This window comes from Spongiibacter tropicus DSM 19543, from assembly GCF_000420325.1.
GTDB lineage: Bacteria > Pseudomonadota > Gammaproteobacteria > Pseudomonadales > Spongiibacteraceae > Spongiibacter > Spongiibacter tropicus.
Genome location: NZ_ATUS01000001.1, coordinates 1,671,291 through 1,685,929 on the forward strand (window position 1 = coordinate 1,671,291; position 14,639 = coordinate 1,685,929).

Below are 14,639 nucleotides of genomic sequence, written 5' to 3' on the forward strand. Positions count from 1 at the left end.
AATCTCCTAAACCGCGATGGGGGCCTTGATTCCCGGCTGAGGGGAATAGCCCTCAAATTCGAAGTCATCAAACTCGTACTCAAAAATCGACGCGGGCTTGCGATGGATAATCAGCTTGGGCAGCTCTCCCGGCTCTCTCCGCAACTGCTCCTCGACAATCTCGTCAGTCAGATGGTTGTGATAGAGGTGGCAGTCGCCAAAGGTGTGCACAAAATCGCCTACCTCCAGATCACACTGCTGAGCAATCATATGTGTCAGCAAGGAATAGCTGGCGATATTGAAGGGTACGCCCAAGAACAGATCAGCACTGCGCTGATAGAGCTGACACGATAATTTGCCGTCGGCGACGTAGAACTGGAACAGCGTGTGACACGGCGGCAATGCCGCTCGCCCGCGGCGCACATTTTCGTGAGGACTCAGCGATTCATCCGGCAGATCAGCAGGGTTCCAGGCATTCACCAGCAAGCGCCGCGAGTTGGGCTTATTGCGAATCATGTCCACCACTTCACTGATCTGATCAATGGTTGAACCATCCGGACAGGCCCAGCTCCGCCATTGCTTGCCGTAGATCGGCCCGAGATCACCATTTTGCAAGGCCCACTCGTCCCAGATGCTGACACCCCGATCGCGCAGCCAGTGGTTGTCGCAACTGCCATTGAGGAACCAGATCAGCTCGTAAATCACGCTGCGCAGGTGCACTTTCTTCGTTGTCAGCAGAGGAAACCCCTTTGACAAATCAAAGCGCAGTTGGCGCCCGAACACCGACCGGGTGCCCACGCCTGTGCGATCACCTTTATCGACACCGTTGTCGCGCACATCGCGCATTAAGTCGAGATATTGCTGCATCTTATTTCCCCTGAGCCGCAGCCCGGCGATAGGCATAAACGAAAATTCCTGCGCCGAGCAGAATCATCGGCAGCGACAGCAGCTGCCCGCGAGTCATCCAGCCCAATGCATCGAAACCGATGTGACTGTCCGGCTCGCGCACAAACTCTACAATAAAGCGGAAGCAGCCATAGCAGAACAGGAACAACGCTCCAGGCGCCAACGCAGGACGCTGACGACGGGTATAAAAGAAGAGAATTAAAAACAGCAGCACACCTTCCAAGGCGAACTGGTAGAGCTGCGAGGGATGACGCGGCAGCTGAGAGGGGTCATTAGGAAAAATCATGCCGAACATACTGTCCGTCTGCCTACCCCACAATTCCTGACCGATAAAGTTGCCGAGTCGCCCGAGCCCGAGGCCGATGGGGGCCAGCGGCGCAATGAAATCCCACAGCGCAAACACCGATACGTTGATACGTCGGGCATAGAGCGCAATCGCAACGACCACGCCCAGCAGGCCGCCGTGAAATGCCATTCCACCTTCCCATACCCGCAACAGCCACAGGGGGTCACTGAGGAACTGTTCGAAATTGTAGAACAGCACATACCCCATGCGGCCACCAAGAATAACCCCCAGCGCACCGTAAAAAATCAGGTCCTCTAGCTGCTCTTCTTTTATCGGGCTCCAAGGCTGGGCACAGCGCTTTTTGCCCAAGTACCAAGCGGCGGCAAAGCCAAACAGATACATCAGGCCGTACCAGTGAATCGCCAGCGGCCCGAGCTGGACCGCAACAGGATCGATATTCGGGTGAACCAACATGCCTATAAGGCTCCGTAAATAAAGTGACTGCCGATCGCAAACAAAAACAGCGCGAAACATTGCTTAAGTCGATCGGCGGGTAAGCGCTGCGCAAGATTAGCGCCGATACGCGCAACCGGCGTGCTGCAGAGAATAATGGCCAGCAGCGCGGGCCAATACACAAAGCCCGTGCTCCAGGCAGGCAAATCTGGATGACCAAAGCCTGCCACCATATTGCTGAGCGCACCGACAATCGCAATGGGCAAACCGCAAGCCGCCGCTGTCGCGACTGCGCGCTGCATTCGCACCTGGCACCAGCTTAGATACGGCACGGTCAACGAGCCGCCGCCAATTCCAAACATGGCCGACAGAAAGCCGATTCCGCCCCCTGCCACAAATACCGCTGGGCGGGAGGGCAGACTGCGCCCTGGGGAGGGTTTCAGGCCCAGCATCATCTGTACAGAAATCAGCAATGCAAAAATGCCAAATACCAGCTTCAGTCGCTCGCCTGGCAGCGCCGCTGCCAGTGCCACCCCACCTACAACCCCCAGGGCGATGCCGGGCGCCAACAAACGCCACACCGGCCAGTCAACATTTCCATGAGCGTGATGCGCACGCACCGAACTGATTGAGGTAAACACGATGGTTGCCAGCGACGTTCCCACTGCCAACTGCACGGCGACCAGCGAAGACACGCCCTGCAGCGCAAAACAGTAAATCAGGGCAGGCACAATCACCAGTCCCCCACCCACACCAAACAGGCCTGCGGCAAAACCCGCCAGCACGCCTACCAGGAGATAGATCAGGATAATGGTCACGCGCGCCCCCAAGAACAAAGCTGCTATTATGGCAGCCGAAATTTTCAAAGCCAGCCCAAAAAGTAACCGCATGTGCCTGATTCTTTTATCTTGGCAGGAGTCCGCGCAACGCCCACTGGTGGTCGCTGCCAACCGCGATGAATTTTTTCAACGCCCAACCGAGGCGGCCCACTTCTGGCCGGATCAACCCGACGTCCTAGCTGGTCGCGACGGCGAGTATGGTGGCAGCTGGCTCGGTCTCAGCCGCAGCGGTCGCTTTGCCGCCATCACCAATCTCCGGGAAGCGAGTGGCGGCGAACGCAGCCGTGGCGAGCTGGTTCGCGATTTCCTGAGCAGTTCGACATCCTGCGACTGTTTTTTCGAGAGCGTAGAAGCGAACAAGGCAGCTTACCGCCCCTTCAACATGATTGCCTTTGACGGCCAACAGCTCGCTATCAGCCATAGTCTGCAAAGCGGCTGGCAGTCGCTGCCCCCCGGCCTGCACTGTGTGGGCAATATTCCATTTGGGGAGCACAACGCAAAGATCAACAAAGCCCTGAGCGACTTCGAAGGCAGAATGGGCAAGGATAGCGCTGCCGCGCTGCTGGCATTAATGCAGGACGACACCGAGAGTGAGAGCAGCCCCGAACCGCTGCAACGCGCCCTGTCCTGTCGCTTTGTGCGCAGCGACGTTTACGGTACGCGCTCCAGCAGCGCGCTCATGCTAGACGACAAGCATCGCTGGGATTTTTGGGAGCAAAACTTTGACGACAAGCAACGCGCAAGTGCGCTTCAGCACTTTCAGCTTCAGGGGTCGGTAAAACGCTGATTATTGACTGGGCGGCGCCAGCTTTTCCATGCCGAAATCCACCAATGCAGCCCTGACCATCAGCTTAACTTCATCGGCGGTGTCAGACTTCATCACGCGCTCCAGCAAGTCGCCAAGCTCGCTGTACCGGGCCCCGCGAACCACCGCTTTGACTTTCAATAGACTGCTGTCATTCATCGACAACATGTCATAACCCATCGCCATCAACAACAGCACCGCGCCGGGGTCCCCCGCGAGCTCACCACAGATGCCGACCGGCTTGCCCTCGGCATGCGCAGCCCTCACAACCGTCAGCAGACACTCCATCACCGCAGGGTGGTAGGCGTGATAGAGGTCCGCCACGCGGGTATTGTTGCGATCCACCGCCAGCAAGTACTGTGTCAGATCATTGGAACCCACCGAGAGAAAATCAACACGGCGCGCCAGCTGCTGCGCCTGATAGACCGCCGCAGGCACTTCAACCATCACACCGATCGGCGGCATACTCAAATCCCAGCCGTCTTCCAGCAGCTCATTGTAGGCCCGCCTGATCAACTCCAGCGCCTCGTCCAGCTCCTGAACATTGCTGATCATCGGCAGCATGATGCGAAGATTATCCAGCCCCTCACTGGCTTTCAGCATCGCCCGAACCTGCACCAGAAAAATCTCCGGATGATCCAGCGTGACGCGAATGCCGCGCCAGCCCAAGAAGGGGTTTTCTTCTTCTATTGGGAAATAGGGCAGCGCCTTATCGCCACCGACATCCAAGGTACGCATCGTCACCGGCAAAGGCGCAAAAGCAAGTAGCTGCTCGCGGTATATGACCCGCTGCTCTTCCTCACTGGGAAAACGCTCGCGCAGCAGAAAAGGAATCTCGGTCCGGTACAGCCCGACACCTTCTGCTCCCCGGTCAAGAGAGCGCACCACATCAGCCATCAGGCCGGTATTCACCCACAGTGGCATTCGGTGGCCGTCCAGCGTCTCACTGGGCAGGTCACGCAACGCCTCCAGCCCCTGATTGAGGGCCATATCCTCGTCAGACAATACCCTGAAGTGCTCATACACCTCCGCCGTCGGGTTGTAGTGCACCAAGCCACTGTAACCATCGACAATCAGGCTGGCGTGCTCAATCTGGGTATAGGGAAGATCACTCGCCCCCATCACGGTGGGAATGCCCATTGCCCGCGCCAGAATCGCCACGTGAGAATTACTGGAGCCGCGCACCGACACCATGCCCACCAGATGCTCCCTCGGCACCTCGCCCAGCATCGACGCCGTCAGCTCTTCGCCGACCAGAATCGTGTCGGGCGGATATTCGGTATCCCGCTCATTGCTGGCCTGCAAATAGCCCAGCACACGGCGCCCCAAATCTTTGATGTCGGTCGCGCGGTCGCGGAAGTAGGCATCTTCCATGGTTTCGAAGGCATTGGCATGGCCGTTGACGACTTGAGCCAGCGCGCCCTGCGCCCACTCGCCTTCGCGGATCTTGTCGACTATCTCCGACAGCCAGGCGCTATCATCAAGGATGCGCAGATAGACATCGAACAAGGCCAGCTCTTCGGATGAGAGCTGTCCCTTAAGTTTCTCGCCGAGTTGGCGAATATCCTCACGCACCGCATCCAGTGCCTGCTGGAAGGCCTTAATCTCTGCATCGGGCTCGTCCGTGCGGCGACGCGGTACGGAATTGAGATCGGCACTGGGCACGACAATCACCGCCCGCCCGATAGCGACCCCAGGTGCCCCGGCAATCCCCTTGAAAACAGCCGACGCAGCAACAGAATCCGCTTTTTGGCTGATCGAGCCGGTGGCTCGCGCATGAGCAATAACGCCCGCTAATTGCGCCGCCGCCGTAACCAGGAAGGCCTCTTCGTCTTCGTCAAAACGGCGACTGTCCTTCTGCTGTACAACCAACACGCCCAAGACTTCACGCTGGTGAATAATCGGCGCACCGAGGAAAGAGTGGTAGTGTTCCTCGCCGATGCCCGGCAAGAACAGAAAGTTAGGATGCTTTTCCGCGTGATCCAGGTTCAGCGGCTCTTCGCGACGTGCCACCTGACCAACCAGACCCTCATCCGGGCTGAGGCTGATCTTACCGATCAATTCAGGGTTCAGACCCTGGTTGGCGGCGAACACCAGCCGGCCTGTTTCCGGGTTACGCAGGTAGACGGTACACACCTCGGTGCCCATTACTTCGGCAACACGCTGAACAATAATCTCCAGCGTCGTCTGCAGGTCGCCAGCGGTATTGACCGACTGAACGATGCCCCTCAGCGCCGACAGCATCATCGCAGAGCACCACGCTGCGCATCACGCAGCAATCTGACATGTCGGGGAGAAAGCTCCTTCATTGCCCGCCGGTACACCTCTCGCTTGAAAGCAACAACCTGGCCGAGCGGGTACCAGTAGCTGACCCACTGCCAGTAATCGAATTCGGGCTTGCGACCGCAGTTAAAGCGAATATTGGCTTCATCGCCGTGCAGGCGCAGCAAAAACCACTTCTGTTTCTGGCCGATACACAGCGGCTTATTATCGCGGCGCACCAGACGCTTGGGAAGGCGGTAGCGCAGCCAGCCACGCGTGCAAGCCAGCACCTCAACATCGTCTTCGCGCAAGCCGACCTCTTCATACAATTCCCGATACAGCGCCTGCTCCGGCGTCTCGCCGTCGTTGATGCCGCCCTGGGGGAACTGCCAGGCACTTTGACCAACCCGGCGCGCCCACAACACTTGGCCGTGCTCATTGGCAATCACGATGCCAACATTGGGACGAAAGCCATCCGAATCAATCACATGCTCACCTGTTTGTATCTTTTTTCTAGTTCGATCTATTGTTCCATAAATCGGCGGGACTGGGAATTCGCCACCACCTCACAAGGGCAGGTGCAAAAGCCCATAGCAGCCGTTATGCTTGCCAGCCTGCAACAGGAGACTGCGATGACACTGGCTATATTTGACCTTGATAATACCTTGCTCGGTGGCGACAGTGATCACGCCTGGGGGGAATTTCTGGTAGATCGCCAATGGGTGGATGCCGAGGAGCATCGCCAGCGCAATGATGAATTTTATCGCCAGTACCAGCAGGGCGGCCTGGATATAGACGCCTACCTTCGCTTTGCACTCGGTCCCATCGCCGGTCACCGCGTCGAAGAACTGCAGCCCCTGCACAACGATTTTATGGCGAATTATATCGCCCCCATGCGATTACCGAAGGCAGAACAACTGATCGAACATCACCGTGCGCAGGGCGATACGCTGATGATCATTACGGCTACCAATCGCTTCGTCACCGAGCCGATCGCGCGAGCGATGGGCATTCAGATCATGCTGGCCAGCGAGGCCGAAGTTGTCGACGGGCGCTACACCGGTAATAGTGAGGATATCCCCTGTTTCCAGGGCGGGAAAGTCATACGCTTGCAGCGCTGGCTGCGTGAAAATGGCGAGACATTGGCGGGCAGCTACTTTTACAGCGATTCACACAATGATTTGCCGCTACTTGAGCAGGTCGATCACCCGGTTGCCGTAGACCCCGATGATCGCCTTCGCGAAGCCGCTAACCGCGCAGGCTGGCCAATTATCAGCCTGCGCTAACGGGTTACTCACACTGGGCGTCGTAGTCTTCGGCGCTCAGCAGATTCTCCAGCTCGCTGACATCGCTGGGCTGAAGACGGAAGAACCAACCATCGCTGTAGGGATATTCGTTAACGGTTTCGGGGCTTTCTTCCAAGGCGTCATTCACGGCAATCACCTCACCGGCGATGGGCGCGTAGATATCTGACGCCGCCTTCACCGACTCAACGACGGCCGCTTCTTCACCCGCGCCGTACTCGGAACCCACTTCCGGCAGTTCTACAAACACCACATCACCGAGCGAATTCTGAGCATGATCCGTAATGCCCACGGTGACCGTGCCATCTTCTTCCAGGCGCGCCCATTCGTGGCTGCTGGCATATTTCAATTCGCTGGGGGTATTGCTCATGGAGCGCTCCTACCAAAAAAGGGGGAATTTGCGCGCATTTTAACGCCGTAGTCGGCAAATACAAAGGGGATCAATGCAAACGACTGGCGCGAATACTCAGCATCACAGGCACCAGCCCAGCCAGCACCAAGGCCAATGACGGTAACGCAGCCATCTCCCACTGCCCTTCCGCCGTCATTTCGAAAATGCGTACGGCCAGCGTGTCCCAGCCAAAGGGGCGCAATAGCAGTGTTGCCGGCATCTCTTTCATTACATCAACAAACACCAGCACCAGCGCGGTAAACACACCCGGCCGCAACATCGGCAAGTACACCTCACGCAACACTCGCCAATTTCCCGCGCCGAGAGTTCGCGCCGCCTCGGGCAAACTGGGCCGCACCCGCTCCAGAGCCGACTCCAGCGGACCGCTGGCCACCGCCAGAAAACGAATCCAGTACGCGGCAAGCAGAGTCAGCACCGACCCCAGCAGCAGCGGCTGTGGATCAAAACCCAGACTCCGCTGCAAAGGCGCCAAGGCATTGTGCTCAATCCAGGTGAAGGACATCATGATTCCCACCGCCAGCACGGAGCCCGGCAGGGCGTAACCCAGTTGTGCCGCGGCATAGATATTACCGCCCCGCGGCGAGCTGAAGCGTCGACAGAAGGCAAGAATCAGCGCCAGCGCGACGGTCAGCCCCGCGGCCATCCCCGCCAACCAGAGCGAATGTCCCAGCAGATCAAAGAAACGGGCGTTGAGTTGCTCAGCCCCCTCACCGACAGCCCACAGCAGCAATTGCACCATCGGCAACACAAACGCCAACAACAACACCAGCGAACAGTAAGTAAACAGGCAAGCGCCAAGCAGAGGCGATGCCTGATAGCGTTGGCGATGTTGTAATCTACCGCCCTGCACAAACCGGCTGCGCCCACGCGACTGCCGCTCGGCAAACAGCGTCAGCGCCACAAACAGCAATAACAGCGACGCCAGTTGCGCCGCTGCCTGCAGATTGAAAAAGCCAAACCAGGACTTATAGATCGCCGTCGTGAAGGTATCGAAGTTGAAAACGGCGACCGTACCGAAATCGGCCAGGGTTTCCATCAGCGCCAGGGCGATCCCGGCGGCGATCGCTGGACGCGCCATAGGCAGCGCCACTCGCAGAAAGGCCTGCCGACCGGTACAACCCAGCACGCGAGCCACTTCCAAGGTTTCGGTGCTCTGCGACAGAAAAGCACTCCGCGCCAGCATGTACACATAGGGATAAAGCACCAGGCCGAACACCACAATCACACTGGCCGTGCTGCGCACATCCACCCCCCAATGGGGACCGAGGACGCCGCGCAGATAGCCTTGCAAGGGCCCGCCGAAGTCAAACACGCCCAGCACCACAAACGCCATGACATAGGCGGGCACAGCCAGTGGCAACATCAGTAACCACTCAAACCAGCCACGCCCGGGAAAGTCGCACATGGCAGTACACCAGGCCAGACTGACCCCCAGCACCGTGACCAGCAGGCCAACCCCCACCATCAGTATCACGGTATTCAGCAGCAGTTGCGCCAACTGGGTGTCAGCCAGATGCTGCCAGACGTCTCCCTCCGGGCTCGCCCAGCTGCTCAGCAGCACCAGTACCGGCACCAACACAGCGGCCACCAGCAGCAAACCCGCCGCACGGAGTAACAGCAGCGCCGACGGCCGCCGACTCAGACGCACACCAGCCGTCGGAGCGACGGCAGCCTCACTCACCCTAGCGGTATCCGGCGCGATCCATCAGGCGAATCGCCTCAGCCTGAAGACGTCCCGCCTCAACCACAGGCACATCGTCACCTTTGAATGGGCCCCAGTGTTTCAGCAGCTCTGAGGGCTGCGTATCGGGGTTTACCGGAAACTCCTGGTTGAGCTGCGCAAAGGCCTGCTGAGCCTCCGGGCCGGACAGCCACTCCAACAGCTGCTTGGCCAGATCCGGCTGTTTGCTGGCAAGGGTGACACCGGCACCGGAAATGTTCACATGCACACCGCGGTTCAATGGCGCCTCTCCACTTTGGTTTGCCCAGAACAGCTCTACCGGCAGCTCAGGATTATCTTTCTGCATCCGCGCCAGATAATAAGTATTCACCAGACCGACATCACACTGCCCGGCTGCAATAGCTTCTATCACTTTGTTATCACTGGAGAACGGCGGAACAGCGAGGTTATCGACCCAGCTCTTCACAATCTGACTGGCCTTTTCCTCGCCGTTTGCCACCATCATGGTCGCTACCAGCGACTGGTTATAGACCTTTTTGGAGGTACGCAGGCACAAGCGGCCCGACCAGACCGGGTCGGCCAACTGCTCGTAACTGCTCAGCTCTGCGGGATCGACGCGCTCGGTGGAATAAACAATGGTGCGAGCCCGGATCGACAGACCAAACCAGCGCTCCTCGGGATCGTGCAGCGAGGTCGGCACATTGGCTTTAAGCACCTCAGATTCAATCGGCTGCAAAAGGTCCATCTGCGCCGCCTGCCACAAATTGCCCACATCCACAGTCAGCAGGATATCGGCGGGGGAGTTTTCGCCCTCGGCCTGCAGGCGTGCCAGCAACGGCCCCGCCGAATCGGTGACGTAGCGAATTTCTACGCCGGTTTCCTCACTAAAGGTGTCAAAAATCGGCTTGATCAGCTGCTCAATGCGGGAGCTGTAAACCACCAGTTGCGGACCGGCAGGCTCCTCCGTGCGGCTGCATGCAGCCACAGACAGCAGGGTGGTAATAATCAGCAGCAAACGAAGCTTCATCAGGTAACACCTATATGTAATTTGTAAGAGCGAACAGGCGGACAATGATAATTATTATCATTAAGTGACTCAAGAGCCTGCTCGCAGAGATTGCTGCGCTAGCGCCCCAATCCCATCGCACGCGCGATGACTTGCCGCTTCAATGGCACAGCCTTATCCAGCCACCGCATCCCCACATTCCGCAGCATGCGCAGCGGTGCGGCATCACTCTCAAACAGATTCTGAAAACCCTGCATGGCGGCCATCATCGCGAGATTTTCTCCCTTGCGGCGACGCTGGTAGCGAGCCAGCACGCCACTGTCGGCAAGGCTCAAGCCCCGCGCCAGCGCGCGCTGACACTCTTGCGCCAGCACCTGCGCATCACCAAAGCCCAGATTGATACCCTGTCCTGCCAGCGGATGAATGGTGTGCGCGGCATCACCCAGCAACACAATCCCCTGCCGGGAGTACTGCACGGCATGGCGCTGACGAAGCGGAAAACGCACCCGGCGACTGGTGGCAATCACCGCCCCCAGGCGGTACTCAAAATGCCGCGCCAGTGCCGCGTTGAACTCGCTGTCATCCATTGCCATCAATGTCTCGGCAAAGTCAGGGGTCGCCGACCACACAATTGAACTGTAGTGCTGGCTGCGATCGCGATCCGGCAAGGGCAAAAACGCCAGCGGCCCTTGAGGCAGAAAACGCTGCCAGGCGGTGGCCCGATGCGGTCTTTCCGTTTCCACCGTACAGACGATGGCATGATGGTGGTAATCCCACTCCCGAGTCTGGAAACCGCCCCACTGGCGCATCCTCGAATTTGCACCATCAGCCGCAACGATCAGCGGCGCACGCAGCACCCGACCATCTTCCAACTGCAACTCCCCGCCATCGCCCACGGCCTGCCAGGCGGCTACCGGCGCGTTGAACATCAAGCGTACGGACGTCTCCCTCAGCCTGTTGATCAGGGCAGCCGTGATCAACCGGTTCTCAACGATATGGCCCAGTGCCGACTGACCGACATCGTCGGCCGAAAAATGGATTTCACCGGTACCTTCCGCATCCCACACCTGCATATCGCGGTAGGCGCAGGCGCGGCGTTCGCTGATGGCTGACCACACACCAAGACGGTCAAGGAACGTCCGCGACGCCTCGGTGAGAGCACTGACGCGGGCGTCATAGTCGAGCACGCTTTCATCCAGCGGCGGCCAGCCCTGGCGCTCAGGCTGGGCATCGATCACGGCAATCTTCAGCGGTGACTCGGCCATTGCCAGCGCAAACGCACCTCCCGCCAAACCGGCACCAACAACAATCAAATCGTATTTTTCAGCCGAGGCAGTCACCGTGGCAGCTCTCCATCACGCCCATTCATGACCCCCGCCGCACGGGCAGTGAAACGGGATTTTAGCGGCGGATGACTGTCCAGCAGAGCCAGCCCCAAGTTGCGCGCCAGACTCAGCACCGGCTGGCGGTTACTGAACAGCCGCGTGACGCGATCGGAGAACAGCGTGGTCAGCAACTGATCGCCGTACTGCCCCCGAAGATAGCGCTGCAGAACGGCCAACTCTCCCGGCGACTCGCCGGTTTCAGCCGCTGCGCTGACCTCTCGCGCCAATGCATCGGCATCGCGCAGCGCCAGATTGTAGCCTTGACCGGCCACCGGGTGCAGCGCATGCGCCGCGTTGCCCATCACCACAACATGGCGACGCACCTGCTCCTCTGCCACGCTGAGCTGCAGGGGAAAACGCGCTCGCTGGCCGACTTTCAACAACCGACCCAGGCGGTAGCCGAACTGCTCTTGCAGGCGACGCAGAAACTCCTCGTCGCTCCAGTTCATCGCTGCGTCCGCATCGTCTTCCGGAAAGGTCCACACCAGCGCCGATCGCGATCTGCCCTCGTCATCGGACAGCAGCGGCAACATCGCCATTGGCCCCTCTGCGGTAAAACGCTCGTAAGCCATGCCGTCATGGGCACGCTCTGTTGCGATATTAGCGATTACCGCCGTCTGCGCGTACTCATCAACTTGCCGATGGATACCCAGACGATCGCAAAGGCCCGAGGCCGCTCCATCAGCGACTACCAATAGTTTGGCCGACAGCGACTCCACGGCATCTGCTCGCCGTACATCCAATGACGCCGCTCCGACGTTCAGGCTAACGGCCTCAACCGTGGCCGGAGAGATAAAATCCACGTTGGTATGACGACGCAGGTGATTCAGCAGAACATTGCCCAGCCAGGCATTTTCCACCACATAGCCCAGCGCCGGCCACTGCAGCTCCTCGCAGCGCATCATCGCACCGCCGAAATGACCGCGATCCGATACCTGAATCTGAGCGATATCCGCCACGTGGTCGCGCAGCGTTGGCCACAAGCCCAGCTCGTCATAGATACGCCGACTGCCATAAGACAGCGCGGTTGAACGGGCATCGAAACTCGGCCGATACGTCGGCCCCTCGGCATTCAGTGGCGGCAGCGGAAAGCTTTCCACCACCGCGACGTTCAGCTTGCCACGACTGTGGTGATGCAGGCACAAGGCCAGACTGGCCCCCACCATGCCACCTCCGGCAATCAACACATCGTAATCGGCACTCACCGACGCGCCTCCGCCATCAGTGCTTCGATGTCATCGGCGGCCTTTGGCACGCCACCGGTCAGAATTTCACAGCCGTCGCGGGTCACCACCACATCGTCTTCAATGCGAATGCCGATGCCACGCCAGCGCGCCTCGACATCACGATTATCCGGTGCAACATAAATGCCCGGTTCCACCGTCATGACCATGCCCTCTTCCAGCACTCGCCACTCACCGCCCACCTTGTAGTCACCGACGTCGTGAACATCCATCCCCAGCCAATGGCCCGCGCGGTGCATATAAAAAGGACGGTAGGCCTCCGCCTGAATCAGCGCATCGCGCTCACCCTGCAACAACCCCAGCTCCAGAAGTCCTTCGGTGATCACCCGCACCGTTTCCTCGTGGGGTTGATTCCAGTGATTGCCGGGACGCGTCGCTGCGATGGCAGCTTCCTGTGCCGCCAGCACAATGTCATACAGCGCCCGCTGTTCCGGGGAAAAGCGACCATTGGCCGGGAAGGTACGGGTGATATCTGCGGCGTAGGCCTCGAACTCACAACCTGCGTCAATTAACACCAGGTCGCCATCGCGAATCGCACTGCTGTTTTCCACGTAGTGCAAGATGCAGCCGTTTTTACCGGCACCGACAATGCTGCTGTAAGCGGGAAAGCGTGCGCCCGCCATGGCGAACTCGTGCTGAATCTCTGCCTCGAGCTGATATTCGTAGACACCGGGCTGACAGAAGCGCATCGCACGGCAATGGGCCTCGGCCGAAATTTCTCCGGCCCGGCGCATAATGCGCAGCTCCGCGGCGCTTTTGTACAGACGCATATCATGCAGCAGGTGGTCCAGGTCGAGAAACTCTCCCGGCGGCTGCGCGCCGCTGCGCACCTTGGAGCGAATCACATTTACCCAGTGCATGACCTGCTGATCGAACTCGGTGTGGCGGCCCATGGCGTAATACACCCGCTGCCGCCCCTCAATCAGGCCGGGCAGAATGTCATCGATATCACCAATGGGGAAAGCGTCATCGGCACCGAACTCTTCACAGGCGCCTTCCGGCCCGGCGCGATAGCCATTCCATAGCTCCATCGCGGGATCGCGCTCGCGGCAAAACAGGATGTATTCGCCCTGCTCTCGACCCGGCAGCAACACCAGTACCGCCTCGGGCTCGTCGAAGCCACTCAGGTAAAAAAAGTCGCTATCCTGACGAAAGGGGTATTCCGAGTCGCGACTTCGGGTTTGCAGGCTGGCCGACGGCACAATGGCAATACTGCCCGGCTCAAGCAAGGCCATCAGATTTTTGCGACGACGCGCGAATTCCTGTTTGCTGATCCCCATACCGCCTCTTCTCTCTGTTCGCTGCACTCTCCAGTGCGCTATGCCCGTCTCTATCTACGGCGAACGGGCGCTCTCTGATTGCGGCCTCAGTGCAAGCGTGCCGCTGAACCTTTTCCCGGCGCGTCGCGATTGCATTCAAGGAAAATGCTCATTGCCACCACACGCACATATTCGCTGATTTCCACCAGATCCTGCTCGCCCTCTTCATGTTCGGCCTCGTCGGCAGAAATCTGGGCAATGGCCGCCAAGTCACTCAGCGCCTCACGACTGTCTTCTGACAAGGCGTCAAAGTTCGCACCCTGACCCTTGCGCTGCTTGCCGGCCATCGCAAATCCGGTCAGGAAACCTTGCACCCATTGGCCGAGGCTGACAATACGCTGACTGAGGTCCAGTTCGTCGCCGGGCAACAATAATTGCAGGTCGAGATTTTCCGAGCTGAGCGCCGCCAGCGCATTGCGATAAACATCAAACAAGGCATCGCCCTGCTCGGGGTTCGGCGTCTCAACATCCAGCAGTTCGCCACAGTGCTTCAACCAGGCTTCGCGCTCAACGCGACCGCCTATCGCCAAAAAACCCACAGCGTAACCGTGCAGTTCAGCAGGCGGCTGCAACGCACCCATACTCAAAAACAGATTGGCTAACTCGTCGTGGTCGAGATTGTCTGACATTGCGCTCCCCGGCGTCATTTCAGGCAGGAAGCGCATGGTAGCGCCGATTGGGTCTAAAATCGAATAATGGAAAGCCCCTCAGCGTTGACCCGCCAACAAGCCGCAATCTACTATTGTGCGACCTTGCCC

The 14,639-nt window shown here is 58.9% G+C and carries 14 protein-coding genes; 2 read left to right on the plus strand and 12 right to left on the minus strand.

Going from position 1 to position 14,639, the window contains the following annotated elements; translation table 11 throughout:
• Positions 1–6: 6 nt before the first annotated feature.
• From G411_RS0107785 to G411_RS0107795, 3 genes are read right to left on the minus strand one after another with little or no spacing between them, the layout of a single operon-like run.
• Positions 7–846 (minus strand): thymidylate synthase, encoded by an 840-nt coding sequence (locus G411_RS0107785; RefSeq protein ID WP_022958623.1) that lies wholly within the window; start codon positions 844–846, stop codon positions 7–9.
• Between the two features lies 1 nt (position 847).
• On the minus strand, positions 848–1,645 hold the full coding sequence (gene lgt / locus G411_RS0107790; RefSeq protein WP_022958624.1) for a prolipoprotein diacylglyceryl transferase: 798 nt from the start codon (positions 1,643–1,645) through the stop codon (positions 848–850).
• 2 nt (positions 1,646–1,647) lie between these two features.
• Positions 1,648–2,442 carry a sulfite exporter TauE/SafE family protein gene (locus G411_RS0107795; RefSeq protein WP_022958625.1) on the minus strand — a complete coding sequence of 265 codons (795 nt, stop codon included), beginning with the start codon at positions 2,440–2,442 and terminating at the stop codon, positions 1,648–1,650.
• Between the two features lie 28 nt (positions 2,443–2,470).
• Here G411_RS0107795 and G411_RS19760 point away from each other — a divergent pair, with 28 nt between their 5' ends.
• Positions 2,471–3,250: an NRDE family protein gene (locus G411_RS19760; RefSeq protein WP_211218297.1), complete on the plus strand. Its 780-nt coding sequence runs from the start codon at positions 2,471–2,473 to the stop codon at positions 3,248–3,250.
• Here the strand turns inward: G411_RS19760 and ptsP are convergent, their stop codons facing one another.
• Together ptsP and rppH are read right to left on the minus strand one after the other, a co-directional pair.
• Positions 3,251–5,512 carry a phosphoenolpyruvate--protein phosphotransferase gene (gene ptsP / locus G411_RS0107805; protein WP_028968254.1) on the minus strand — a complete coding sequence of 754 codons (2,262 nt, stop codon included), beginning with the start codon at positions 5,510–5,512 and terminating at the stop codon, positions 3,251–3,253. It lies immediately after the preceding gene.
• The gene (gene rppH, locus G411_RS0107810; protein WP_022958628.1) at positions 5,512–6,018 is read right to left on the minus strand and encodes an RNA pyrophosphohydrolase; all 507 of its coding nucleotides are present in this window, start codon (positions 6,016–6,018) and stop codon (positions 5,512–5,514) included. The genes ptsP and rppH overlap by 1 nt, the downstream gene beginning before the upstream one ends.
• Positions 6,019–6,162: 144 nt before the next feature.
• Between rppH and G411_RS0107815 the strand changes: the two genes are divergently transcribed.
• On the plus strand, positions 6,163–6,816 hold the full coding sequence (locus tag G411_RS0107815; RefSeq protein WP_022958629.1) for a histidinol-phosphatase: 654 nt from the start codon (positions 6,163–6,165) through the stop codon (positions 6,814–6,816).
• 4 nt (positions 6,817–6,820) lie between these two features.
• On the opposite strand, the gene gcvH is transcribed toward G411_RS0107815, so the two are convergent.
• From gcvH to G411_RS0107850, 7 genes are all read right to left on the minus strand, one after another.
• Positions 6,821–7,204: a glycine cleavage system protein GcvH gene (gene gcvH / locus G411_RS0107820; protein ID WP_022958630.1), complete on the minus strand. Its 384-nt coding sequence runs from the start codon at positions 7,202–7,204 to the stop codon at positions 6,821–6,823.
• A gap of 70 nt (positions 7,205–7,274) precedes the next feature.
• Positions 7,275–8,927: an ABC transporter permease gene (locus G411_RS0107825; protein WP_022958631.1), complete on the minus strand. Its 1,653-nt coding sequence runs from the start codon at positions 8,925–8,927 to the stop codon at positions 7,275–7,277.
• A 1-nt stretch (position 8,928) separates the two neighbouring features.
• Positions 8,929–9,954, minus strand: coding sequence for an extracellular solute-binding protein (locus G411_RS0107830; RefSeq protein ID WP_022958632.1), 1,026 nt, complete (start codon positions 9,952–9,954; stop codon positions 8,929–8,931).
• 98 nt (positions 9,955–10,052) lie between these two features.
• Positions 10,053–11,273, minus strand: coding sequence for an FAD-dependent monooxygenase (locus G411_RS0107835; protein WP_022958633.1), 1,221 nt, complete (start codon positions 11,271–11,273; stop codon positions 10,053–10,055).
• Positions 11,270–12,523: a 2-octaprenyl-6-methoxyphenyl hydroxylase gene (gene ubiH / locus G411_RS0107840; protein ID WP_022958634.1), complete on the minus strand. Its 1,254-nt coding sequence runs from the start codon at positions 12,521–12,523 to the stop codon at positions 11,270–11,272. The genes G411_RS0107835 and ubiH overlap by 4 nt, the downstream gene beginning before the upstream one ends.
• Positions 12,520–13,842 (minus strand): Xaa-Pro aminopeptidase, encoded by a 1,323-nt coding sequence (gene pepP / locus G411_RS0107845; protein WP_022958635.1) that lies wholly within the window; start codon positions 13,840–13,842, stop codon positions 12,520–12,522. The genes ubiH and pepP overlap by 4 nt, the downstream gene beginning before the upstream one ends.
• Positions 13,843–13,928: 86 nt before the next feature.
• Positions 13,929–14,510: a UPF0149 family protein gene (locus G411_RS0107850; RefSeq protein WP_028968256.1), complete on the minus strand. Its 582-nt coding sequence runs from the start codon at positions 14,508–14,510 to the stop codon at positions 13,929–13,931.
• Between the last annotated feature and the right edge of the window lie 129 nt (positions 14,511–14,639).

Coding starts and splice junctions, on each gene's coding strand:
- G411_RS0107785 (WP_022958623.1), bottom strand. CDS start 846: ATGCAGCAATATCTCGACTTAATGCGCGATGTGCGCGACAACGGTGTC.
- G411_RS0107815 (WP_022958629.1), top strand. CDS start 6,163: ATGACACTGGCTATATTTGACCTTGATAATACCTTGCTCGGTGGCGAC.
- G411_RS0107830 (WP_022958632.1), bottom strand. CDS start 9,954: ATGAAGCTTCGTTTGCTGCTGATTATTACCACCCTGCTGTCTGTGGCT.
- lgt (WP_022958624.1), bottom strand. CDS start 1,645: ATGTTGGTTCACCCGAATATCGATCCTGTTGCGGTCCAGCTCGGGCCG.
- G411_RS19760 (WP_211218297.1), top strand. CDS start 2,471: ATGGCAGCCGAAATTTTCAAAGCCAGCCCAAAAAGTAACCGCATGTGC.
- pepP (WP_022958635.1), bottom strand. CDS start 13,842: ATGGGGATCAGCAAACAGGAATTCGCGCGTCGTCGCAAAAATCTGATG.
- ptsP (WP_028968254.1), bottom strand. CDS start 5,512: ATGCTGTCGGCGCTGAGGGGCATCGTTCAGTCGGTCAATACCGCTGGC.
- gcvH (WP_022958630.1), bottom strand. CDS start 7,204: ATGAGCAATACCCCCAGCGAATTGAAATATGCCAGCAGCCACGAATGG.
- G411_RS0107850 (WP_028968256.1), bottom strand. CDS start 14,510: ATGTCAGACAATCTCGACCACGACGAGTTAGCCAATCTGTTTTTGAGT.